Origin of the sequence: Alteromonas sp. NFXS44 (assembly GCF_040148705.1) — a bacterium.
Classification (GTDB): domain Bacteria; phylum Pseudomonadota; class Gammaproteobacteria; order Enterobacterales; family Alteromonadaceae; genus Alteromonas.
The window spans coordinates 886445-911090 of record NZ_JAGDEA010000012.1; the positions used below are offsets into that span (position 1 = coordinate 886445).

At 50.4% G+C, this 24646-nt stretch carries 22 protein-coding genes and 1 pseudogene; 18 read left to right on the forward strand and 5 right to left on the reverse strand.

The features are described 5' to 3' along the window. Window positions 1-102 precede the first annotated feature (102 nt). From dusB to envZ, 10 genes are all read left to right on the forward strand, one after another. Window positions 103-1101, forward strand: coding sequence for a tRNA dihydrouridine synthase DusB (gene dusB / locus J3369_RS20855; RefSeq protein ID WP_119503082.1), 999 nt, complete (start codon window positions 103-105; stop codon window positions 1099-1101). Window positions 1102-1132: 31 nt separating this feature from the next. Then, a complete protein-coding gene (gene fis / locus J3369_RS20860; RefSeq protein WP_018982332.1) occupies window positions 1133-1426 on the forward strand; it encodes a DNA-binding transcriptional regulator Fis in 294 nt (97 codons plus the stop codon). Between the two features lie 89 nt (window positions 1427-1515). Next, window positions 1516-3114 carry a bifunctional phosphoribosylaminoimidazolecarboxamide formyltransferase/IMP cyclohydrolase gene (gene purH, locus J3369_RS20865; RefSeq protein WP_349590623.1) on the forward strand — a complete coding sequence of 533 codons (1599 nt, stop codon included), beginning with the start codon at window positions 1516-1518 and terminating at the stop codon, window positions 3112-3114. A 154-nt stretch (window positions 3115-3268) separates the two neighbouring features. Further along, window positions 3269-4081, forward strand: a complete 813-nt coding sequence (locus J3369_RS20870) for a class I SAM-dependent methyltransferase (RefSeq protein ID WP_349591104.1) — start codon at window positions 3269-3271, stop codon at window positions 4079-4081. A gap of 19 nt (window positions 4082-4100) precedes the next feature. Further along, window positions 4101-5396, forward strand: coding sequence for a phosphoribosylamine--glycine ligase (purD, locus tag J3369_RS20875; RefSeq protein WP_349590626.1), 1296 nt, complete (start codon window positions 4101-4103; stop codon window positions 5394-5396). Window positions 5397-5590: 194 nt separating this feature from the next. After that, entirely contained in the window at window positions 5591-5983 is a 393-nt protein-coding gene (locus tag J3369_RS20880) for a phosphate-starvation-inducible PsiE family protein (protein ID WP_119503086.1), read from the forward strand. 148 nt (window positions 5984-6131) lie between these two features. Then, window positions 6132-7034: a phosphoribulokinase gene (locus J3369_RS20885; protein ID WP_119503087.1), complete on the forward strand. Its 903-nt coding sequence runs from the start codon at window positions 6132-6134 to the stop codon at window positions 7032-7034. A gap of 161 nt (window positions 7035-7195) precedes the next feature. Continuing rightward, the gene (gene nhaD, locus J3369_RS20890; protein WP_349590629.1) at window positions 7196-8443 is read left to right on the forward strand and encodes a sodium:proton antiporter NhaD; all 1248 of its coding nucleotides are present in this window, start codon (window positions 7196-7198) and stop codon (window positions 8441-8443) included. A gap of 160 nt (window positions 8444-8603) precedes the next feature. Further along, window positions 8604-9326: an osmolarity response regulator transcription factor OmpR gene (gene ompR, locus J3369_RS20895; protein ID WP_119503088.1), complete on the forward strand. Its 723-nt coding sequence runs from the start codon at window positions 8604-8606 to the stop codon at window positions 9324-9326. Between the two features lie 15 nt (window positions 9327-9341). Next, window positions 9342-10658, forward strand: a complete 1317-nt coding sequence (envZ, locus tag J3369_RS20900) for a two-component system sensor histidine kinase EnvZ (RefSeq protein ID WP_349590632.1) — start codon at window positions 9342-9344, stop codon at window positions 10656-10658. A 20-nt stretch (window positions 10659-10678) separates the two neighbouring features. Here the strand turns inward: envZ and J3369_RS20905 are convergent, their stop codons facing one another. Together J3369_RS20905 and J3369_RS20910 are read right to left on the reverse strand one after the other, a co-directional pair. After that, complete coding sequence (locus tag J3369_RS20905) at window positions 10679-11845, reverse strand: MFS transporter (RefSeq protein ID WP_349590635.1); 1167 nt, start codon at window positions 11843-11845, stop codon at window positions 10679-10681. 15 nt (window positions 11846-11860) lie between these two features. Further along, window positions 11861-13198, reverse strand: a complete 1338-nt coding sequence (locus J3369_RS20910; protein ID WP_502877495.1) for a Na+/H+ antiporter NhaC family protein — start codon at window positions 13196-13198, stop codon at window positions 11861-11863. Between the two features lie 206 nt (window positions 13199-13404). Between J3369_RS20910 and J3369_RS20915 the strand changes: the two genes are divergently transcribed. Beyond that, window positions 13405-13842, forward strand: coding sequence for a hypothetical protein (locus J3369_RS20915; RefSeq protein ID WP_349590641.1), 438 nt, complete (start codon window positions 13405-13407; stop codon window positions 13840-13842). An 82-nt stretch (window positions 13843-13924) separates the two neighbouring features. Here J3369_RS20915 and J3369_RS20920 read toward each other — a convergent pair whose 3' ends face one another. The 3 genes from J3369_RS20920 to hslR all read right to left on the reverse strand — a co-directional run bounded on the left by J3369_RS20920 (window position 13925) and on the right by hslR (window position 17234). Continuing rightward, window positions 13925-15487 carry a phosphoenolpyruvate carboxykinase gene (locus J3369_RS20920; RefSeq protein WP_349590644.1) on the reverse strand — a complete coding sequence of 521 codons (1563 nt, stop codon included), beginning with the start codon at window positions 15485-15487 and terminating at the stop codon, window positions 13925-13927. Between the two features lie 419 nt (window positions 15488-15906). Further along, the gene (gene hslO / locus J3369_RS20925) at window positions 15907-16806 is read right to left on the reverse strand and encodes an Hsp33 family molecular chaperone HslO (RefSeq protein ID WP_119503094.1); all 900 of its coding nucleotides are present in this window, start codon (window positions 16804-16806) and stop codon (window positions 15907-15909) included. Window positions 16807-16829: 23 nt separating this feature from the next. Next, window positions 16830-17234, reverse strand: coding sequence for a ribosome-associated heat shock protein Hsp15 (gene hslR / locus J3369_RS20930; protein ID WP_303572403.1), 405 nt, complete (start codon window positions 17232-17234; stop codon window positions 16830-16832). A gap of 113 nt (window positions 17235-17347) precedes the next feature. Between hslR and gspC the strand changes: the two genes are divergently transcribed. From gspC to gspI, 7 genes and pseudogenes are all read left to right on the forward strand, one after another. Then, the gene (gspC, locus tag J3369_RS20935; protein WP_349590648.1) at window positions 17348-18295 is read left to right on the forward strand and encodes a type II secretion system protein GspC; all 948 of its coding nucleotides are present in this window, start codon (window positions 17348-17350) and stop codon (window positions 18293-18295) included. A 21-nt stretch (window positions 18296-18316) separates the two neighbouring features. Next, a complete protein-coding gene (gene gspD, locus J3369_RS20940) occupies window positions 18317-20353 on the forward strand; it encodes a type II secretion system secretin GspD (protein ID WP_119503097.1) in 2037 nt (678 codons plus the stop codon). A 2-nt stretch (window positions 20354-20355) separates the two neighbouring features. Further along, on the forward strand, window positions 20356-21918 hold the full coding sequence (gene gspE / locus J3369_RS20945) for a type II secretion system ATPase GspE (protein ID WP_349590652.1): 1563 nt from the start codon (window positions 20356-20358) through the stop codon (window positions 21916-21918). Window positions 21919-21921: 3 nt separating this feature from the next. Further along, complete coding sequence (gene gspF, locus J3369_RS20950) at window positions 21922-23142, forward strand: type II secretion system inner membrane protein GspF (protein WP_349590655.1); 1221 nt, start codon at window positions 21922-21924, stop codon at window positions 23140-23142. 8 nt (window positions 23143-23150) lie between these two features. Further along, on the forward strand, window positions 23151-23576 hold the full coding sequence (gspG, locus tag J3369_RS20955; protein ID WP_442858472.1) for a type II secretion system major pseudopilin GspG: 426 nt from the start codon (window positions 23151-23153) through the stop codon (window positions 23574-23576). A gap of 11 nt (window positions 23577-23587) precedes the next feature. Then, a complete protein-coding gene (gene gspH / locus J3369_RS20960; protein WP_349590658.1) occupies window positions 23588-24226 on the forward strand; it encodes a type II secretion system minor pseudopilin GspH in 639 nt (212 codons plus the stop codon). After that, window positions 24223-24594 (forward strand): annotated as a pseudogene (gspI, locus tag J3369_RS20965) (type II secretion system minor pseudopilin GspI); the annotation flags it as partial. The gene gspH and the pseudogene gspI, both read left to right, overlap by 4 nt. Window positions 24595-24646: the final 52 nt, after the last annotated feature.

Consider the following 24646-nt stretch of genomic DNA (forward strand, 5'->3'; position numbering starts at 1 on the left):
TTTGTGTGATTTTTAGCCTTTTCAAGGCTTGCGAAAACACGTAAACTTAGCGCCCCGTTTTGGCATGGTGTATAAATTCTGCGCAACAGTTGGCTGTAAAGTATGCGAATCGGACCTCACACACTCCAGAACAATTTGATGCTCGCGCCTATGGCTGGCGTGACAGACAGGCCCTTCCGGCAGATGTGCAGGAGAATGGGGGCAGGGTTAGTTGTATCTGAAATGTTGTCCAGCAACCCCAAGGTCTGGAAAACCGCAAAATCCATGCATCGTATGGATCATACTGGTGAAGACGGGATCCGCTCGGTACAGATTGCCGGTGCAGATCCTGACCTGATGGCGCAGGCGGCACAATTTAACGTTGAGAACGGTGCGCAAATCATCGATATCAACATGGGTTGTCCGGCCAAAAAGGTGAATAAGAAATTAGCTGGTTCAGCGCTCTTGCAGTACCCGGAGCTTGTAGAAAGCATTGTCCGGGCAGTGGTAGACGCTGTTGACGTACCAGTCACTCTGAAAATCCGTACAGGGTGGGACACAGATAACCGCAACGGGGCAGATATTGCCCGGATTGCGGAGCAGAACGGCATACAATCGCTGGCAGTTCACGGCAGAACGCGGGCTTGTATGTACCGGGGAAATGCAGAATACGACACCATTCGTGCCATTAAACAGGCGGTGTCTATTCCTGTAATCGCAAATGGCGATATTACTTCTCCGGAAAAAGCACGTTTCGTACTTGAGTATACCGGTGCTGACGGCGTAATGATTGGGCGCGGTGCGCAAGGTAATCCGTGGATTTTTAAACAAATCCAACATTACCTGCAAACAGGTGAAAACTTGCCGCCTCCTTCGTTGTCAGAACAGCAAGCGGTATTACATGAGCACGTTGTAAATGTACACGACTTCTACGGCGGCATTATGGGTGTGAGAATAGCCCGGAAGCACGTAGGGTGGTATCTCGCGGAGCACGACACGGAAAATCAGTTTCGCCGGACATTCAATGGTCTTGAGGAAGCTGACGCTCAACTCAACGCCCTTGATGCGTATTTTCAATCGCTGCAAACGAGAGATAAGCGACAGATCTCTCCTGCGGCATAGTAATGACTAACTAATAGAGCAAGAAAGTATTATGTTCGATCAAAATGTGACTTCACCTTTTACTACAACAGTAACTACTCCTTCACAAACTCAGGCACAGAAGCCTCTGCGTGACTCAGTAAAGCAAGCGGTAAACAAATACCTGAAGCAACTGGACAACGCTAACATCGATAATCTGTACGAACTTGTTCTGGCTGAAGTTGAAGCGCCGTTACTGGAAGAAGTAATGACTTACACCCGCGGCAACCAGACACGCGCCGCCATCATGATGGGCATCAACCGTGGCACACTGCGCAAAAAGCTGAAGCAGTACGGCATGAACTAAGATTAAAGGGCTTAGCCCGACTTTAAGAGCACCAAACGGTGCTCTTTTTTGTTCCACTCGTTAACTTACGCAAAGAGCTCAACACCACTATGCAAACACCTAAACCTATCAAGCGCGCCCTGTTAAGTGTTTCTGACAAAACCGGCATCGTTGAATTTGCCACGTCATTACACAACAAAGGCGTTGAACTGCTATCTACCGGCGGTACGGCAAAATTACTGGCGGAAGCCGGTTTGCCGGTTAAAGAGGTTTCAGAACACACTGGTCACCCTGAAATCATGGACGGTCGTGTGAAAACTCTGCACCCGAAAATCCACGGCGGCATTCTGGGTCGTCGCGGTCAGGACGAAGGTGTAATGGCTGAGAACAATATCGCGCCAATCGATCTGGTTGTAGTGAACCTTTACCCGTTCGCTGCCACTGTCGCAAAAGACGATTGCACGCAGGAAGACGCGATTGAGAACATCGATATCGGTGGCCCTACGATGGTTCGCGCTGCAGCGAAAAACCACAAAGATGTGACAATTGTGGTTAAAGCCACGGATTACGGCCGTGTGCTTGCTGAAATGGAAGAAAATGCAGGTTCACTGACGTACCAGACACGTTTCGACCTGGCCATTAAAGCTTTCGAACATACCGCAGAATATGACGGCATGATTGCCAACTACTTCGGCGCGCGCATTGATTCTGTTGAGTGCGCAGACGACTGTGAGCACGAGCACAGTGAATTCCCCCGTACGTTTAACGTGCAGATGAGCAAAAAGCAGGATCTGCGTTACGGCGAGAACAGCCACCAGTCTGCGGCTTTCTATGTTGAGAACAACATTCAGGAAGCGTCTGTTGCTACCGCTGAGCAGCTTCAGGGTAAAGAACTGTCTTTCAATAACATTGCAGATACCGACGCCGCGCTGGAATGCGTGAAAGAATTCGACGTACCGGCTTGTGTCATTGTTAAGCACGCAAACCCTTGTGGTGTGGCGCTGGGTGACAACATCCTTGAAGCCTATGACCGCGCTTTCAAAACTGACCCGACGTCTGCTTTCGGCGGTATCATCGCGTTTAACCGTGAACTGGATGCTGACACAGCGAAAGCCATCGTTGACCGTCAGTTTGTTGAAGTCATCATTGCCCCTACTGTCAGCGAAGAGGCGAAAGCCATTGTTGCTGAAAAGAAAAACGTACGTCTGCTGGCGTGTGGCGACTGGCAGGGTCAGCTTACCGACGGTTTCGACTTCAAACGTGTTAACGGCGGCCTGTTAATTCAGGAACGTGATTTTGGCATGGTGGATATGGAAGATCTGAAAGTCGTTTCTAAGGTACAACCTTCAGAAGAGCAATTACGCGACCTGATGTTCTGCTGGAAAGTAGCAAAATACGTGAAATCTAACGCCATCGTTTATGCAAAAGACAGCATGACCATCGGTGTGGGTGCAGGCCAGATGAGCCGCGTGTATTCTGCGAAAATCGCCGGTATTAAAGCGGCCGATGAGAACCTGGAAGTGGCAGGTTCAGTAATGGCATCTGATGCATTCTTCCCATTCCGCGACGGTATTGATGCAGCCGCGGCTGCCGGTATCAAAGCGGTAATCCAGCCGGGCGGTTCAATGCGTGACGATGAAGTTATCGCAGCAGCTGATGAACATGGCATTGCTATGGTATTCACCGGCATGCGTCACTTCCGCCATTAATTGAAAAAGTTGTTTACGGTAAAGGTTGTGGCTTTCGCCACAACCCTTTTGCGTTTTTACTGTCCTGCGTTAACCTAGCTGCTGCAGTACAAGGTATTACTTTAAAAATGCTATGCACCGTTAAAACAATTAAGGATCAATTATGAAGACCACGATGCGTGTAATTGCCGCTTCTTTGCTTGCTGTATCTGCTTCACTCACGTCAACACTGGCCAGCGCAGACGCTATTACCGATGCGGTAAAAAACGATAACCGCTCAGCGGATGCCAAAGCCCGTGACGAATACCGTCATCCTCAACAAACTCTGCGCTTTTTCGGTATTGAACCGGACATGACCGTTGTTGAGATCTGGCCCGGCGGTGGCTGGTATGCCGATATTCTCGCACCTTTACTAAAAGACGACGGCAACTATATTGCGGCGCACTTCTTTATGTTCGACGGTGCACCGGGTTATTACGCCGGTTCGCTCAACGGCTTCCAAGAAAAAGCCAAAGCGGGCGGCCTTTATGAAGGTGCCACGATTACGGCTTTCCATCCTTCAAAGAGCCCTGACATTGCCCCTGACGGCAGTGCAGACGCAGTGCTGACCTTCCGTAATGTCCATAACTGGTACATGGGCGGCGATAAAGAAGGCGTGACCGGCTCGTTTAAGTCGTTCTACAAAGCCCTGAAGCCCGGCGGCATCCTGGGTGTAGTTGATCATGAATTACCGGAATCCGCTGCTGACGAAGCAATGAAAAGCAGCGGTTATATGAAAAAGTCTTTTGTCATCGATGCTGCTGAAGCTGCCGGTTTCAAACTGGTTGCTGAAAGTGACGTAAATGCTAACCCTGCAGACAATGCCGATCACGCTAAAGGCGTGTGGACCTTGCCACCTTCTCTGCGCTTAGGCGAAGAAGATCAGGCAAAGTATCTGTCTATTGGTGAAAGCAACCGGATGACACTTAAATTTATTAAACCTGAATAAGAGATAACGGAACGCTTTGATGAACGTACTAGTTATTGGCAGCGGTGGCCGTGAACACGCATTAGCGTGGAAAGCCGCACAATCTGACTCTGTCTCCACTGTTTATGTTGCGCCGGGTAATGCAGGCACAGCCACTGAACCTAAGCTGAAAAACGTGAACATTGGTGTAACAGACATCGAAGGTTTGCTGGCGTTTGCCAAAGACACCGCGATTGACTTAACCATTGTCGGCCCTGAAGCGCCGCTGGTTGAAGGTGTTGTTGACGCGTTTCAGGCTGCCGGTCAGATGATTTTCGGACCGACACAAGCTGCGGCACAACTGGAAGGTTCCAAAGCGTTTACTAAAGATTTCTTAGCCCGCCATGCCATTCCTACAGCGGAATACCAGAACTTCACTGAAATCGATCCCGCTATCGCCTATGTGCGTGAAAAAGGTGCACCGATTGTCGTGAAGGCTGACGGTCTGGCCGCCGGTAAAGGTGTTATCGTTGCGATGACGTTACAGGAAGCTGAAGATGCCATCCGTGACATGCTTGCAGGTAACGCATTCGGTGACGCCGGCAGCCGCGTGGTAGTCGAAGAGTTTCTTGATGGTGAAGAAGCCTCTTTCATCGTGATGGTAGACGGTAAAAATGTTGTGCCTTTCGCCACCAGCCAGGATCACAAGCGCGCAGGTAACGGTGACTCTGGTCTGAACACCGGCGGTATGGGTGCATACTCACCGGCTCCGGTTGTGACGCAGGAAATCCATGACCGCGTAATGAAGGAAGTCATCATGCCTACCGTTGAAGGTATGGCAAGTGAAGGGAACCCTTATACAGGCTTCCTGTATGCAGGCCTGATGATCATGGCAGACGGTACGCCAAAGGTTATCGAATACAACTGCCGTTTCGGCGATCCTGAAACCCAGCCTATCATGATGCGTTTGCAGTCTGATTTGGTGGCAATGTGCCAACTGGCCTGTAAAGGCGAACTGGCCGGCAAAACCATTGATTTTGATGAGCGCGCTGCGGTTGGTGTTGTACTGGCTGCAGGGGGTTACCCGGGCAGTTACGACAAAGGTGATGTCATTGAAGGGCTGGATAAAGCTGCTGCTCACGAAGGCAAAGTTTTCCATGCCGGCACTGCCATGAAAGACGGCAAGGTAGTGACTGCAGGCGGTCGTGTACTATGCGCTACTGCACTGGGCAACAATGTTACCGAAGCACAACAGAAAGCCTATGAATTACTGAATACCATCAGCTGGAAAGATGTGTATTTCAGAACAGATATCGCATACCGCGCTATCGCCCGCGAAGCAAGCGGTCAGGCATAATCCGGTAAGGGCGCTGCGGCGCCCTTTCTTTTTGCCTTTTCTTCCCGTTCCCCCAAAGAAAGACCTTATTCTCTGGTCGTAACCCGACAGTCCCGGAAAATTCCCCGTTATATACGACCAAAGCACGGTGTGCCCGCCGGCACTTTCCAATTAGTCTTACAGGTCTGTACAAAAACGCTTCAAGATAGTCAGATATGGCGAAATTTATCGAGCAAATTGAAAAACTGTTGCTGATCCTCATTATGCTGGCGACGCTGGTTGCTGTGGGCGATGAAATCATGCACATGTTTCATCAGCGTAAGGTTGAACTGTCAGATCTGCTGCTATTGTTTATCTACGCCGAAGTCATCGGCATGCTGGCCGCGTACTATAACAGCAGCCGGATTCCGGTTACGTTGCCACTGATCATCGCCATGACAGCGCTCAGCCGCATGATCATTTTGCAAAGCAAAGAGCTGGATAAAATTGTGCTTCTTTATGAGTCCAGCAGTATCTTGTTGCTCAGTATTGCCGCAGTGATCATGAGTCTGAAAGATAAAATCAGTTTGGAGAAACTGAAAAACCGGCATCTGAATCCTCCCGGTTAACGGCGTACAAAGCACGCCCGACAATGGCCGGGCACTATAAATCAGGTGAATTTCGAACCCGTTGCGGACTTATACTGCAACATAGTTCCCCTTGATTCTTCCGTGCTGCCAGCTTATAACAGAAGTCCGGTATTCCTATTCTGTGATTATGTCAGCCAAACATCCGATTATTGCCATCACCGGTTCTTCCGGCGCAGGCACCACAACAACGACAAATGCGATCACGCACATCTTCCGTAACCTGAATGTCAATGCGGCAGTGGTTGGCGGTGACAGCTTCCACCGTTTTACCCGTCCGGAAATGGAGGTGGAAATCCGCAAAGCGCAGGAACAGGGCCGCCATATCAGTTACTTCGGCCCGCGCGCCAACGATTTTGAATTACTCGAAACCCTGTTTAAAGAATACGGACAAACCGGCACCGGACAATTCCGCCAGTACCTGCATACCTTTGATGAAGCCGTCCCGTTTAACCAGATGCCGGGCACATTCACGCCCTGGCAGGCGCTGCCGGAAAACACTGACTTACTGTTCTATGAAGGTCTGCACGGTGGTGTTGCCACGGAAGAAAATGACGTGGCGAGCCATGTAGATTTGCTGGTAGGCATGGTACCGATCGTAAACCTGGAGTGGATCCAGAAAATTGTCCGCGATACCACTGACCGGGGGCACTCCCGTGAAGCGGTGATGAGCAGTATTGTGCGCGGACTGGACGATTATTTTCAGTACATCACACCGCAGTTTTCCCGCACTCACGTTAATTTCCAGCGTGTTCCCACCGTCGATACATCTAACCCGTTCAGTGCCAGAGAGATCCCTACCCAGGATGAGAGTTTTGTTGTGGTGCGATTCCGCCGTGAAATGAAAAACGTTGATTATCCGTATCTGCTGCAAATGATCGACGGCGCCTTTATGTCCCGCATTAACACCCTGGTGGTACCGGGTGGAAAAATGGGTCTGGCGATGGAGTTAATCCTCACACCGCTGATTGAAGATATTCTTGATCAGAAGCGACGGGCAGGCAGTCAGATGGACTGGGTGAGCGAGCAGTAAGCAATTCGTACATAGCCGTTAACAGCCCGTTTTCATTGTGTTTTCATCATTCAAATGCATAACGGATATAACTGATTTTCCGCGGTTTACAACGCACCGGGCGTTCAGCCGCGGGCCCTGAAAACGTATAATTTACCTCTTACAATTTGGGGGTAAAAACCATGCTGGATTATGTACTCATCGGCATAGCTGTACTGGCGTTACTTGGCGTCGTTTTCGAAGAAGTCATTCACGTAAACAAAGCCAAAACGACGCTTTTTCTCGGAACACTTGCCTGGATCCTTCTCTTTATAAACGCTAACCGCGGGCCCGGTTTAGAAGAGCTCAACGAACACCTTACTGAAAACATCAGCGAAATCTCCACCCTGTGGCTGTTCCTCGTCGCCGCCATGACCTTTGTTGCTTACCTTAACCGTAAAGGCATGATTGAGAATATGCTCAATATCATCATGCCAGCCAAAATTACGCTGCGAAAGCTTATCTTCTTCACCGCCATCTTCAGTTTCTGTTTCTCTTCTCTGGCAGACAACATCACCGCCACTCTTGTGTCCATAGCCATGGTACTGTCACTGGGATTACCGTTTAACCAGACCATGCGGTTTGCGGTACTGGTGGTATTTGCGGTGAACTCCGGCGGCGTGTCACTCATCACCGGCGATGTGACCACACTGATGATTTTCCTCGACGGCAAGGTTACTATCACGCAGTTGCTGCTGCTCATCATTCCGTCCCTTTCCGCCGTACTATTCCTGGCAATGATGCTGAGTATTGGTATGAACGGCACCGTGAAGATAAAGAAAACCCGCCATGATATGCGTTCCGTTGACTATGTCATTGCCGGTATATTCTTATCCACCATCATACTGACTCTGGTTGCCAACGTTCTGTTTGCCATCCCACCGATGCTGTGTTTCCTGGCTGGTATGGCTGTCATGTTCCTGGTCGCGACCTTCATGGGCGAAGAGAAGTATCATGATCCGATCCTGGACTACATCCGCCTCATTGAGTTCGACACCCTGCTGTTTTTCCTCGGTGTATTGTTGCTGGTTGGTATGCTGGACCATATCCACGCACTGGGTGCATTGCTTGAGGTGTACAACATCTTCCCGTCAACCGGCGCTAACTTCATCATGGGCGTACTGTCTTCAATGATTGATAACGTGCCGCTGACAGCAGCACTGCTGAAAGCTGATATATCCATGTCTACCGCGGAGTGGATGGCGTTTACCTATGCCGTAGGCGTAGGGGGTTCACTGCTTATCATCGGTTCTTCGGCAGGGATTGTCACCATGAGTAAAGTGAAGGGTCTGACCTTTGCTAAGTATGGCAAGTTCGCACTACTGTTGCTGCTGGCTTACTCTTTCGGTTTTGCCATGGTTCTGCTGATGGCGGACCTGGTACTCGGCTGACATCATTTGTAACATTCCACGGACATTCGCAACATCTCTGTGCTTTTGTCCGTGACCTGAAGTGGTTATAGTTAAGGTAACTTAAGACAGTACCCGCCGTTTTGCGCGGCGTACTGCTTTTTATTACCGGTTACACAGCCACTGTTCAGGAATAATAACCATGGGTCAGGAAACGTCCAAAATACTTGTTGTCGATGATGATATGCGCCTTCGCAGCCTGCTGGAGCGTTATCTTGTTGAACAGGGCTTTCAGGTGCGCAGCGCAGCCAATGCAGAGCAAATGGACCGCCTGCTTGAGCGTGAGAACTTCCATCTGATGGTTCTGGACCTGATGCTGCCTGGTGAAGATGGTTTATCTATTTGCCGGCGTATGCGACAGGCAGAAAACGACATGCCCATCATCATGCTGACAGCCAAAGGTGACGAAGTTGACCGCATTATCGGCCTGGAAATGGGTGCCGATGATTACCTGCCCAAGCCGTTTAATCCCCGCGAACTGCTGGCCCGGGCCAAAGCCGTATTACGACGCAAAACCACAGAAGCGCCCGGCGCACCGTCCAGAGATGAGCAAATTGTTGAGTTCGGTGATTACAGCCTGAACCTCGCTACCCGCGAAATGACAGCCGCAGGTAAGCCGCTTTCGTTAACCAGCGGCGAATTTGCTGTGCTTAAATCACTGGTCACCCATCCCAGAGAACCGCTCTCCAGGGACAAACTGATGAATCTGGCCCGTGGCCGTGATTACAGCGCGCTGGAACGGAGTATCGATGTTCAGGTTTCCCGTCTGCGCCGCATGCTGGAGAAAGACCCGGCAAGCCCGCGCTATATTCAGACAGTATGGGGCCTTGGCTACGTGTTCGTGCCGGATGGTGGCGCAGCATAAGATGATGTTTCTTGCGTGAGGCTGCTTCCTAAAAGTGCATTCGGACAAACCGTACTGCTGATCGGCGTACTGCTGCTGATCAATCAGGTGGTGTCCTATCTGTCAGTCACCTACTATTTTGTGCGTCCCACTACCCAGCAGATCAGCAGTTTGCTGGCAACGCAGGTACAAAGCGTGCAATCGCAGGGGCTGATGAGCGCACCTCTTGAGCAACGGCTGGCTTACGCAAAACAAACCAAAGTCGAAATCATGACCACGGAGCAGGCGCTGCAGCAGGGTCTGCGTGATGCCACCCACTATAATTTCATGTCTTCGCAGGTATCTTCCCAAATTGGTGTCAAAGCAGACGTTCGGATCAGTACAGCTGAAACTGCAGTTGGCAGCGAGCCTTACCGGGTGTGGATATCTCTCAGCACGCGACCGAATATCTGGGTCAGTATTCCGCTGATAGGCGGCAACGACGCCCATATTTCACCGCCCCCCACCATGTATCTGATGGTAATCGGTATTTTGAGTGTGACCGGCGGCTGGTGGTTTGTACGCCATCTTAACCGGCCGCTGCAGGCGCTGCAGCAGGCCGCATTGCAGGTTGGCAGAGGACAGTTTCCGCCCCCGCTGAAAGAACAGGGCAGCAGCGAAATGCGGGAAGTGACCCGCGCATTCAACCGGATGAATCAGGGTATAAAGCAACTGGAAGATGAGCGGACATTAATGACCGCCGGTATCTCTCATGATTTACGTACCCCGCTTACCCGAATCAGGCTGGCTTCGGAAATGCTGCCGGAAGAAAGTGAGTGGGTGCGTGACGGCATCAATGAAGACATCGAAGATATGAATGCCATTATCGATCAGTTTATTGAATACGCCCGCTTTGACCGTACCGGCGAGTGGGAAAATGCCAATCTGAATACGCTTATCGGGGATATGGTAAGGGTGCATGAGCGTTACGAAAGCCATCATATCACCCTGAAACTGACTTCTTTGCCGGATACGCCGGTACGCACGGTAGCCATCAAGCGGGTACTGGATAACCTGATTGAAAATGCCTTCCGCTACGGCGGTGACAAAATTTCGATAAGTACCTTCTTTGACCGCGCGAAACAACGGGTGTATTGCCGCATCCGCGACTTCGGCCCCGGCATCCCTGACAACGAGCTGGATAACGCTTTTATGCCGTTCAAACAGGGAGATAAAGCAAGGGGCAGTCTGGGCTCAGGGCTGGGACTGGCTATTACCCGTAAAATTATCAATATGCACTTCGGCAACATCACACTCAGGAATCACCCTGAAGGTGGCCTGGTAGCGGAATTCTGGCTACCCGGCGCTCACTAGCCGCCGTTCAGGCATTACTGCTATACCTGCTGCTTAATCTGGCGGCTGTAATACCAGGTCGTGCTCCACAGCCATATGCTGGCAAGCGGGATGATCCAGAAGGCGATGTGAAGCCCCTGAAAACTGGCCCAGAATCCGGTGGCAAAAGAGGCTACCTGCACCCCGATAGCATTCCCAATCAACGAAATCCCGGACAATACCGGACCTTTTGACGGATCCACATTCATTGCCGCCGAAAGTACCAGAGGAAAGAGACCGCCTAATCCCAACCCGAGCAGGAAATTGAAGCTGCCAATAGTCACACTGCCTGCGGCAAGCTTAATACCGAAAGCACCGGTAATGGTCATAGTAGCCAGAATCATCATTAACCGGTAAACACTGTAATAGCGCAGGAACCAGGAAAAAATCAGCCTGCTTAATGTCATACCGGCGGTGAAACACGCCAGCAGATTGCGGGCCTGTTCACCATCGTAACCATCGTTTTTTGCGTAACTGACAAACCAGTTCGCATTACCGAACTCCACCGCCCCGTAGCCGAAACTCACCAGACACAGTAGCAGAAACACAGGCTGTCTGAGCATATCCATGTACTTCAGTGACGATTTTTTTTCTGCCGGTTTACCTTTGCTTAGTTTTCTGTGCTGTCCGGCAGTCATAAATGTGTAGGCCGACACGCAAAGCAGAAGGAACGTCAGAAATTGCAGCGGCTTCTGCCATTCATGAGAAAAGGTGTAGATCAGGGTCACGTAGAAAGACGCAGCGAACGTACCGAGGCTGAACATAAAGTCCATCACCCCCATCATGGCGAACCGCTTCTCTGCATACAACTGGGCTATGAGTGTATGTCCGATGGTGATCACCGCAGAGCTCACCACACCGGTGAGAAACACCATCAACAGCATCCCCTGCCAGGCGGTCATCAGGGAGACCCCGAACACCAGCACCGCATCCACAGCACACAGCCATGCCAGCAAATAAAGAAAGTCGAATTTACTGACGTATTTGCCGCCAAACAGAGCACCCAGCATCATGCCCAGCGAGAACAGCAGGAACAATGCTCCGCTGACGGTTTCACTCATTTCAAGATCGGCAGCAATCTCCGGCAGCAAAACGCCCCAGAGAATAAAAAGCATCCCGAACAGAAAAAATCCGCCAAATATGATCGCGGTAACCGGCCGGCGGCTCACAGGCACACTTGACCGTCAGACGTCAGGACTACCGTTTTCTGTAACGAACTTAGGAATATTAAACGCAATGGCCAGCACACCAAACACAAACAATAACATGGGGTACCAACAATACATGGAAACGGACAGCGGAGATAGCCCGCCCACAGCGGCGATTGTGAGGATTTGCGCACCGTAGGGCACCAGCCCCTGAAAACTGCACGAGAACACGTCCAGAATGCTGGCTGTACGGCGTGGGTCAACGCCATACTGTTTATTCAGATCGCTGGCTATCGGACCGGCTGCCACGATAGAAATTGTGTTATTCGCCGTGGATAAATCCAGCAAACTGACCAGTGCCGCAATACTGTACTCTGCACCCTGACGACTTTGCACACGCCGGGTTAGCACCTGAATCAGCCAGGTAATACCGCCGTAAGCATGCATCAGACTGACAATACCACCGATTGTCAGAGCGATGACCGACAGATTCTGCATCCATCCCAGGCCGGTTTGTATACTTTGCCACATCCCCATAGGTGCGAAACTACCGGTGATAAGGCCGATAACCCCTGCGGACCCGATACCGATAGCGAGCACCAGTACCACATTCAAACCTGCCAGTGCACAGGCAATAATAAGCATGTAGGGCAGAATGCGGATGAGTTCGTAATCACCCTGCTGTAACGAACTGGTATCCGCCACGCTGACAAATGCCAGAATGATAATGGTGATCACAGATGCCGGCAGGGTGATAAGCAGGTTAGCCTTAAATTTGTCAGTCAGCCTGACGCCCTGACTGCGGGTTGCCGCGATGGTGGTGTCTGACACAAAGGATAAGTTGTCACCAAACATGGCTCCGCCAACGACCACACCGGCCAGCAATGCCGGTGACACACCCAGCCCATCAGCCAGTCCGAGTCCGATGGGAGCCAGCGCCGTGATAGTGCCGGTAGAAGTCCCCATGGAAAAAGAAATAAAACAACAGATGATAAACAGACCCGGCAATATCATGGGCGTTGGTATTACGCTTAACGCCAGGTTGACGGTGGCATCCCGCGCGCCGATATCGATGGTCAGCGAATAGAATGCGCCGGCGAGTAGAAATATCAGCACCAGCAGAATAATGTTCTTGTTACCCGCTCCCTCGCAGAATTGCGCAATCTTCTCATTCAGAGTGAGCTTCTGATCCTTCGGGTTCAGCAGCAGAGCATATCCGGCGGCCAGGAAAAGGGCTACCAGAACTGGCATAGCGGTAATGTTGTCGCTGATAATGCCGGCAACCAGCATAGTGACAACAAAAAACAATATAGGCGTTAGCCCCAGAAATTGGGCAGGTGCTGACTTTTGCACGGGACCTCGTTGATTGTGCAGATGAATCCGGAAAGGATTTTATCGTAAACATACTGTCCGGGTGAACGTAAAACAGCGGTAAAACAGATACTTTAGCCTATATTATTTCACGCTATCTTATGTAATCCTTCTGCATGACGATTTTCATCCGTCATACAGGCGAGCGGTAACCGGCATGGAGATACCCGGCTGGCACTGCACACAAGGAACAGAAGAAAAGGTGCAATATGAAGAAGTTAATCAGTGCTTTAATTATCAGTGCGTCGGCCCTGAGTGCCGCTCCCGCGATGTCGAACGAATTAGGCAGTTGTCTGATCGATTCCTTAAACGGCAAAGAAAGAAAATCGCTGGCAAAATGGATTTTCTTTTCCATGGCCGCTCATCCTGAAATAAAAAGCTATGCCGAAGTATCGGAAAAAGACCGCCTTGAGTCTGATAAGGACATCGGCGACCTGGTCACCCGCCTGCTCGCAAGCGACTGCCCGGCGCAGTTTAAAGTTGCCTCTGAATCTGATCCCATGGCACTCCAGCGTGCCTTCGAACTGGTTGGTCAGGTCGCAATGGGCGAGTTAATGCAGGATCCGGTGGTTACTGACGCTATCGGTAATTATTCCCACTTCATGGATCCGCAAGCCATTCAAAGCGCACTGGCCGGCGGGCAGTAACCGCCAGCCGGAACCTTCATTGCAAAAAAAGCCCGCAGACACACTGCGGGCATTAAGTCGACTAACGTCGGATAGAAAGCAGTCAGAAGCCGGGGCCGGCTTTCACGATGGCATCACTGACATCATATTTTTCGAAGTTGGCTTTGAATTCCTGCACCAGGTTTTCAACATAGGTTTGATAAGCCTGCTGGTCGGCCCAGGTTTCTGCCGGCACCAGCAATTTACTGTCGACACCCGGTACCGCTACCGGCACATCCAGATTCAGACCATCAATATGGCGGGTTTCCACATTGGCAAGTTCCCCGGAAACGATGGCGTCGATTACCGCACGGGTAACAGGTATATCGAAGCGCTTGCCGGTGCCGTAGGGACCACCGGTCCAGCCGGTATTCACCAGGAAGACTTTAGCGCCGAAACTCTTCACCCGTTTAATCAGTAATTCCGCGTACACGCCGGCAGGACGCGGGAAAAACGGTGCGCCAAAGCAAGTTGAAAAAGTCGATTCAATATCAGCAGTGGACCCTATTTCTGTCGAGCCGACTTTTGCTGTGTAACCACTTAAGAAGTGATAGGCCGCCGCTTCTTCACTGAGTACAGAAACCGGCGGTAAGACGCCGCTCACATCACAGGTGAGGAACACAACGGAGCGGGGCTCACCGCCTTTATTGTCAGCCACACGCTTTTCAATATGATCCAACGGATAGGCAGCACGGGAGTTCTGTGTCAGACTGACGTCAGCATAATCCGGGGTGCGTTTTTCATCCAGTACCACATTTTCCAAAATCGTACCGAAACGGATGGCATCCCAGATGACCGGTTCATTTTTCTGCGATAAATCGATGCACTTTGCATAACAACCACCTTCCAGGTTGAACACGCTTCCGGGCGCCCAGCCATGCTCATCATCACCAATCAGAAAGCGCTTGGGATCGGCAGACAGTGTGGTTTTGCCGGTGCCGGACAATCCGAAGAATAAGGTCACATCCCCTTGCTCTCCCACGTTGGCTGAGCAGTGCATAGGTAATACTTCTTCTGCCGGTAACAGGAAATTCTGTACGCTGAACATGGCTTTTTTCATTTCACCGGCATAACGCATACCGGCGATAAGCACCTTTTTCTCAGCAAAATTCAGAATAACCACACCGTCACTGTTGGTGCCGTCGCGCTCAGGATCGCAGGTAAAACCGGGCACATTGAGGATCTGCCATGCCTCTTTGTTGTCCGGATTCCACGTTGCGGGCTGAATAAACAGGTTGCGGGCAAAGACATGCTGCCATGCCGTTTGTGTTCGTACTTTTATTGGCAAAGCATGTGTAGGGTCAGAGCCAACCTGTAAATGAGAAAGGAAATGTTCCTGTGTATTTAAATAAGCGTCTACGCGGTCCCACAATGCATCAAATTTATCTGCATCAAAGGGCTTGTTCACCTTACCCCAGTCGATGTCTGATTCCGTAGCAGGCTCTTTGACAATAAAGCGATCCGCAGGTGAACGACCTGTCCGGTGTCCGGTTTCTACTGCCAGTGCACCATTGTCTGCAAGGCAGCCTTCGCCACGTTTAAGTGCAATTTCAATTAACTCAGCTGACGTGAGATCAGTGAGCACGTTTACTGCTGTATCTGAATTTAAAAGTGGTGCCGCGGTCATTTTGGTAAGCCCTTTAGTAAGTTTACATTTTAACTTTCAAAAATCCTTTTCAATTCGATTGTATATAAAACAAGGGCACAGACAACATCATAAATACAAATAGCGATTATTTTTTGATCTGAATGACGTTTTAAAGAAATAAACTTTCAGAATGAGTAAAGCATAAAAAAGTTGGAATGAAATATAATGATTAATTTTCAATAAATTATGAAAATATTGAGGAATTGTAACTCGATTGTAAAATCAAAAAGGCAGGGAACAAAATTTGGTTTACACACAATTAAACGTTGGTGGCCCTTTTCCGGAAGCAGGGCTTTGCAGCTGCGGCCTGAAAGCAGGACCTGCCGGGGCTTAACCGGCAGGCACTGTTGTATTTCCGTTTTTTTGCGAAGCGCTAACTCAGGCACTTCGCAGGGCTTTTACTGATCTTTACGGGTTTCCACAAACTGGCCATTGTGAATGGCTTCCACATCCACGCTGTCGAACAGATATTCAGAATGACAATACTGGCAGTGCATTTTAATGGCACCATCCTCTTCAATGATCTGCAGCAGCTCTTGTTTGTCCACGTTTCTCAGTGCGTCAGCACTGCGCTGTTTGGAGCAGGAACAGGAAAATGAAACCGGGTGAGCCGGATACACTTCAACTTCTTCCTGGTGGTACAGACGATACAGAATATCATTCACCGGCAGACCAAACATTTCATCTTCTTTCAGGGTTTCGGTCAGCTTGCACACATGCTCAAAATCAGTATCCTGCGCCACATCTGTAGCGGCAGCCTGACTGGGCAGTACCTGCAATAGCATACCCGCAGCACGGGCGCGGGTAGGTTCCTGCAAATCAGTCATCAGAATGATTTTCGTCGCCAGTTGTTCAGACTGCGTAAAATAGGCTTCCAGACATTCAGCAAGTGTAGGCTTGTCCAGCCCTACAACACCCTGATAACGTTCACCTTCTTCCGGCGTGATAGTAATCACCAGTACAGCATCTTTTACCAGTTCACCAAAGCTCTCAGGCAAAACCGTCAGCGTTTCATCCCAGCGGGCTACGCCACGAAGTTTGTATTCATGGGTGGCGTTGATTACCGCGTAGCTCACCGGCCCTTTACTCTGAATTTGCAAACCGATTTCGCCTTTGAATTTTAAAATTGCTGTCAGCAAACAGGTTGCCGCTGCCATTTCACTCAACAGGTGCTGGATTTGCACCGGATATTCCGTGCTGTGCACAATGGATTGCAGACTTTCTTCCAGCCTGACCAGCTCGCCGCGTACGTTTGCTGCATTCAACAAATAGCGATGTAATTCATCATAGTTGCTCATGAAATCTATCCTGTCTTAGCAGCTTACTGCTGCTTAAATTTAATAATCTGTCTGCGTTGTTTTTTGTCCGGTCTGTTGTCAGGACGCGGACTGTGAAACGCACTTAATTTGCGGGCCTGCTGATTGGATTCCCGCTGGGCAATACTTTCCGGTGTTTCCTCGTAAAGCGCTTCAGCGAGCGGTGCACTCAGGCGTTTATCACTCAGTCCCAGCACTTTTATTTCTTTTGTGTCCCATCCGGCCGGAACTTTTATCATGGCGCCGGGCTCTACGTTTCTGCCCGGCTTCGCACGCTGGCCGTTGTAATGCACTTTACCGGCCTGCACCATTTCCCGCGCCAGACCGCGGGTTTTGAACAGACGAACAGCCCAGAGCCACTTGTCCAGGCGGACATTTACGTCAGTATCGCTTTGATTACGATTGCTCATGTAATATTTTTGTCACTCTTTCGTTTTACTGTTGTGACCCCCGCCTCGACCGGGCTATGATGGGTCGGCTAGCTCTAAATCTATTATTAAAAAAGCAGTACCTTCGACAACGCATGACACTCGACAAATTGAATTCTCAGTCACTGGCACTTTTCTTCAGCCGGCATCAGAAACAAGTGCATCTCGCAATTGTTGTTTTGCTGAGCCTGTACCTGTTAGCGTTTGCTGCAAAACTCATCTGGCGAATTATACCCGAACCAGCCGGGCCTGCCACACCAGCCGGACTCACTTCACAGCCTGAACGCATTACATCTGCGCAAGGTGGGGTCGATGTTGCCGGATTACAACAGTTGAACCTGTTCGGAACCGTCAACCGGACAGAACAGGCCGCAGACGAACAGCCGGTGACAGACGCGCCGGAAACAAAACTAAATTTAACGCTGACAGGCGTGGTAGTCAGTTCGCTCAAAGAAGAAGCCACGGCGATCATTGAAAACCGGGGCACCCAAAACGTATACGGTCTGGGCGAAAAAATAGAAGGGACTAACGCGACACTTGATCAGGTCATGAACGACCGCGTTATTATTAAAAACGGTATTCGCCGTGAAACCCTGATGCTTGACGGTGTGGATTACGACGAAGCAAACCGCCAGCGCACAGCGCGCGCTGATGACAACCCCCGTGCCGCAGCCCCCGCGCCTAAACGCCGCATTCCGCCTCCTCCGCAAAATCAGGTGGAGCTGGATGAAGACGTCGCCTCATCATTACGGGAAAGCCCGGCAGATTTCATGGATTTCATCGCTATTACGCCCAAAATCGGTGATGGCCAACTGGTCGGCTACGAAATCAAACCGGGTAAAAAACCAGATCTGTTTCAATCAGCCGGCCTGCAGGCGGGCGATGTTGTCATCCAAATCAACGGATTGGATTTGACCGATACCCAGCAATCAAAGGAAGCCATGAGTGAACTTCGTCAGGCCGATACCATAGAGCTGACGCTGACACGTGATGGTGAGTACATTACCTTGTACCTGGAAATCCCGGAGGCGGGTAATGACTAATAAAAACAGGAAGACAGACTCATGAGGCAAGAGAGCCGGACTTTATTCTCCCGGATTACTGCAGCTATCTGTGCTGCCGCGCTGTGCGTCTCTGCCACAGCCGCAGAGTACATGCCGAATTTCAAAGATACCGACATCAATGAATTCATTTCCATTGTTGGTAAAAACCTCAAGAAAACCATTATTGTCGAGCCCAATGTCAGGGGCAAAATCAGTGTGCGTTCATACGACATGCTCACTGAAGAACAATACTACCAGTTCTTTTTAAACGTACTGCAAGTCTACGATTTCGCTGTAGTAGAAATGCCCAGCGGTGTGCTGAAAGTCGTGCGCTCAAAGGAGGCGAAGACCTCCAATATTCCGGTTGTTGAAGGTTCGGCAATGGACGGTGACGAAATGATCACCCGCGTTGTACCCGTTTATAACGTGCCTGTGCGTGAATTAGCCCCAATCCTTCGCCAACTTAATGATCAGGCCGGTGGCGGTAACGTGGTTGCTCACGATCCGTCCAACGTGATGATGCTTACAGGCCGTGCGGCCGTGGTAAACCGCCTGGTGGAAATTATCGAACGCGTTGACCGCGCCGGTGATGAAGAAGTGGAAATTGTTAAGCTGCGTTACGCATCGGCATCAGAAATGGTGCGTATTGTCGACAGCATCAATAAGTCTCAGGGCAAAGCCGCTAACACCGGCAAGTCAGAGCCCCGCGCTGTGGCAGATGACCGTACAAACTCAGTGATCGTCAGCGGTGATGCTAAAGCCCGTGCCCGCATTGTTAACCTGATCCAGCGTATGGACCAGGAGCTGGAATCAAGCGGCAATACCCGCGTTGTCTTCCTGAACTATGCCAAAGCAGAAGACCTGGTAAAAGTACTGCAGGGTGTATCTGCCAGCATTCAGGCTGAAGCTCAGGGCGGCAACACACAAAGCCGTGGCAGTGCGAAACGTGACATCAGCATTGATGCCCATGAAGACTCCAATGCCGTGGTTATCACCGCTGAGCCGGACATGATGCGTTCTTTAGAAGAAGTTATCCGCCAGTTGGATGTACGCCGTGCGCAGGTACAGGTTGAAGCCATTATTGTTGAAGTATTTGAAGGCGACGGCGCAACCCTTGGTGTGCAATGGGTTACTGAAGAAGGCGGCGGCACCCAGTTTAACAATGGTGTTGTACCGGTTGGTTCACTGGCTGTGGCGCTGAAACAGGCAGAAGACACCACCACCACAGAAGCTTACATTACCGATGAAGGTAACGTGGTACAAATCGATTCCACCGAAGAGGGTGATTATACCGCCCTTGCAAGCCTGCTGAGCGGCGCCAATGGCCTGCTTGCCGGTATCATCAAAGACGGCTGGGGAGCCGTCGTTCAGGCAGTCAGTAACGATACCAACTCAAACGTACTGGCAACGCCTCACCTGACTACCATGGATAACGAAGAAGCCTTCTTTATCGTGGGTCAGGAAGTGCCTATCATTACCGGCACAACCACCGGCGATAATAATTCAAATCCGTTCCAGACCGTTGATCGTCAGGAAGTGGGTATCAAGCTGAAAGTCACCCCGCAAATTAACGAAGGTGATGCCGTTCAGCTGACCATCGAGCAGGAAGTATCCAGCGTCAGTGGCGCAACATCTGTAGACATTTCTATCAACAAACGCCAAATCAAAACCACGGTTATTGTTGATGACGGCGGCACCATTGTACTGGGCGGCCTGATTGATGAAGATGTTCAGGAAAGTGTGTCTAAAGTACCGCTGCTGGGTGATATTCCTATTTTAGGACATCTGTTTAAGTCTACCTCTACCAGCAAGCGTAAACGTAATCTGATGGTGTTCTTAAAGCCTACCATCGTGCGCGACGGTGTGCGTATGAATGAAATCAGTCACCGTAAGTACAACTATATCCGTGCCCAGCAACTGAAGCGCCACTCTGAAGGTGTGTCGCTGATGCCATCACAGGAACAGCCTTCCATGCCGGAATGGGATGATGCGCTGGCGCTGCCTCCCTCTTTTGAAGATTACATTCTGGAAAAAGAGAAGAACAAGGATAACGATTGATCATGGCTGCGAATGAAGACCCGCTAGAGCAGGCTATCGCAGCACAGGAAGAAGCTATGGATAGCCTGCCGGATGATGAACTGGCAGAAGCAGCAGGCCCCCGCCAGCTGAGTTTCAGCTTTGCCAAGAGGCATCATGTGTTGCTGGAGACGAATACGGATCCGGCCACCCTGTATTACACCGAAGCCACGCCATTTGCGGTATTTGCTGAAGTGCGCCGCTTTTTCGGTGAGCCGTTTACCTTAACGGAAATTCAGCAGGATAAATTCGAAGGCTTGCTGACACAGGCATTCCAGCGTGACTCTTCGGCCGCCAAACAATTGATGGAAGATTTGGGTAATGAGAGCGACTTGTTCTCATTAGCCGAAGAATTACCAGATACAGAAGATCTTCTCGACAGTGAAGACGACGCGCCAATCATTAAACTGATCAACGCTATGCTCGGTGAAGCCATTAAAGAAGGCGCCTCGGATATTCACATCGAAACCTTCGAGAACCAGCTCATAGTTCGTTTTCGCGTTGACGGGGTATTGCGGGAAATTTTACGCCCTAACCGCAAGCTGTCTTCCATGCTGGTTTCCCGTATTAAAGTTATGGCCAAGCTGGATATCGCCGAAAAGCGCGTCCCTCAGGATGGCCGTATAACCCTGCGAATAGCCGGCCGTGCTGTTGACGTGCGTGTATCGACCATGCCGTCCAATCACGGTGAACGGGTCGTACTGCGTTTATTAGATAAGAACAATGCCCGTCTGAATCTTGAAGATTTGGGCATGACCAAACGCAACCGGGATATCTTTTCATCGTTAATCCGTAAGCCCCACGGCATTATCCTGGTTACCGGTCCTACCGGTTCCGGTAAAAGTACCACCTTGTATGCGGGCTTAACGGAAATCAACTCGAAAGACCGCAACATCCTCACCGTTGAAGATCCTATCGAATTTGATTTACCCGGCATCGGCCAGACTCAGGTAAATCCCCGTGTAGATATGACTTTCGCCCGCGGCCTGCGTGCGATACTGCGTCAGGATCCGGACGTGGTGATGGTGGGTGAAATCCGTGATATTGAAACCGCGCAAATTGCGGTTCAGGCCAGTTTAACCGGTCACTTAGTACTTTCAACACTGCACACCAATACCGCAGCCGGTGCCATTACCCGTCTTGAAGACATGGGCATCGAACCGTTTCTGATGTCTTCCAGTTTGCTTGCCGTGCTTTCCCAGCGCCTGGTCAGAACACTGTGTCCTGAATGCCGTATTCCGGTGAAGCCAAACGAACAGCAGGCGGAATTACTGAATCTGCCCGCGGGTGAGCCACTGCCGACCATTTATCAGCCCAAAGGCTGTGCCGCCTGTAATCAAACCGGTTATCGCGGCCGGACAGGTATTCATGAACTACTGCTGGTTGATGAACCTATCCGCGGCATGATGCACGACGGTAAAGGTGAGCAGGCTATCGAAAAATACATTCGCCAGACCACCTCCAGTATTCGCGAAGACGGCTGCCATAAAGTGCTGGCCGGTAAAACGTCGCTGGAAGAAGTGTTGCGCGTGACCCGCGAGGATTAATCCATGGCAGCGTTTTCATACAAAGCGATAAACGCCAGTGGTCGCAATAAACAGGGCGTACTTGAAGGCGATAATGCCAGACAGGTACGTCAGCAATTGCGTGAAAAAGGGCTTATCCCCTTAGAAGTTGAACTGGTAGCGGAAAAATCCGGCGGTAAATCACAGGGCTTTTCTCTGTTCCGCCCGCGAATTTCGGCCGCAGACCTGTCTCTGATCACCCGTCAGCTCTCTACCCTCATTGAATCTGCTCTGCCTGTTGAGGAAGCGTTACTGGCGGTGGCGGAACAAAGTGAAAAACCCCGTCATAAAAATATGATGATGGCAGTTCGCAGTAAAGTTGTGGAAGGTCACGGCCTTGCGGATGCCATGAACCAGTTCCCCGGGGTATTCGACGAACTCTACCGCGCTATGGTGGCAGCCGGTGAAAAATCCGGTCACCTTGACGTAGTATTAAACCGTCTTGCCGATTACACGGAACGAAGACAGCAAACCCGCAGTCAGATAACTCAGGCGCTGGTGTACCCGTCCATTATGCTGGTGTTTGCCATTGGTGTTATTTCACTGCTGCTGACCATAGTCGTGCCTAAAATCGTGGGTAACTTCACCAACATGGGGCAGGAGCTGCCGGCCATCACTCAGTTTCTTATCGATTTGAGTGAATGGATGCAGAGTTACGGTCTGGTCGTTTTACTGCTGATTTTCATTCTGGTTGCCGTGGGTAACCGGCTTGTGCAACAGCCTGCCATGAAGTTGAAATATCATCAGTTAATATTACGCTTACCCGTGGTCGGAAAAGTCAGTAAAAGCCTGAATACCGCGAGGTTTGCCCGCACATTGAGTATTTTGACATCCAGTGCGGTTCCGCTGCTTGAAGCCATGCGCATTTCAGCGGATGTGCTGCAAAATCAGCATATCAAGAATCAAATTAACGAAGCGGCGGTCAATGTAAAAGAAGGCAGCAGCTTACGGGCAGCGCTGGATAACACCAGGATGTTTCCTCCGATGATGATGCACATGATTGCATCCGGCGAGAAATCCGGTGAATTACAACAAATGCTGGGCCGCGCTGCGGATAACCAGGAACGGGAATTCGAGACACAGGTCAGTATTTCCCTGAAAATTTTTGAACCTATGTTGATTGTGGTGATGGCCCTTGTGGTGCTGTTCATTGTAATGGCCATCCTGCAACCGATTTTAGCTATGAACAAAATGGTGAATATCTAATGAGAAAAATGAGAAGACATGCCGGTTTTACCCTGATTGAAGTCATGATCGTACTGGTGATCATCGGCATCATCGCTTCAATGGTATTGCCCAACGTTATCGGCAACCAGGAAATCGCTCAGAAGAAAAAAGCAGCGGTAGACATTCAGCAGCTTGAAGGTGCTATTGCCATGTATAAAATGCAGGCAAACCGGTTCCCGACCACGGAACAGGGTCTGGAAGCACTGGTTCAGGCTCCGACTATCGAACCCATTCCGAAAAACTATCCCAAAGGCGGCATCATTCAGCGCCTGCCGGAAGATCCGTGGGGCAATCCTTACCAGTTCATGAGCCCGGGCGAAATGGGCGACTACGACATTTACTCTAACGGTCCTGACGGCGAACCGGGTACAGATGATGACATCGGTACATGGAACGTAAACGAATACCTGTAACGACTACGTGCATGAAACAGCCCCGGCATACATTACAGCGGCATTTGCAGTGCGGGTTTACTTTACTCGAACTGATGCTGGTAATGGCATTAATGGGACTGGCTGCCACTTATGTGGTATTCAATGTTTTTACAGTCAGTCAGTCTGATCAATTAAAAAAAGAAGCTCAGCGCCTGCAAGTGCTGGTTGATATGGCCAGCGACTATGCCGTACTGAACCAGCGCCAGTTGGGATTACGCATCGGGCAGGCTGATCATGAATACTATTTTGTGTTTCTGAACGACGAAGACGAATGGCAAAAAATCGATGATGAGAAGCTGTATGCGCCTCATACCCTCGCGGAACCTTTCACCTTTGCACTGAACCTGGACGATCTTCCCTGGGATAAAGAAGATCAGTTATTCGACCGTGAAGTATTCGATGAAAATTTCTCGCTGGATGACGCGGGTGTGGAAATCGGAAACGAGGAAGATAAAAAGTTGCCGCCGCCGCAGGTTCTCATTATGTCCAGTGGTGAAATCACGCCGTTTACCCTGGTGTTCAGCTATGAACCCTCATTCAGCACCGACGCACCGGCGTATTTTCAGTTATTAAATCAGGATGTGCCGCCGCTTACGCTTAATGGTCCGCTGGAGCAGCCACCAGAATGATCACACCGGTAAAACAACGGGGTATGACCCTGCTGGAAGTTATGGCGGCGCTGGTGATTTTTGCACTGGCCGGTACTGCGGTAATGAAATCTGCAGCGGAACATCTGAGCAGCGTGAGCAGAGTGGAAGAAACCACGTTTGCCACCTGGGTGGCCAATAACCGCTTAAATGAAATGAAACTCACCGGCAAATGGCCGCCTGCGAATAACGCTAAAGGCACTATGGATATGGCAGATCGTACCTGGTACTGGCAGCAGAAGGTTACCAAAACCACCGATAACGATTTACGTGCCGTTGAAGTCAGTGTCGGGCTGGACGATCAATATGAATTTTTTGAAACCTCGGTGACCACCTTTGTGGCAAAACCTGCTGAAATTGCAGCAACAGCCGGATCATCAAACTCCCGCGCCAGCGGAACCA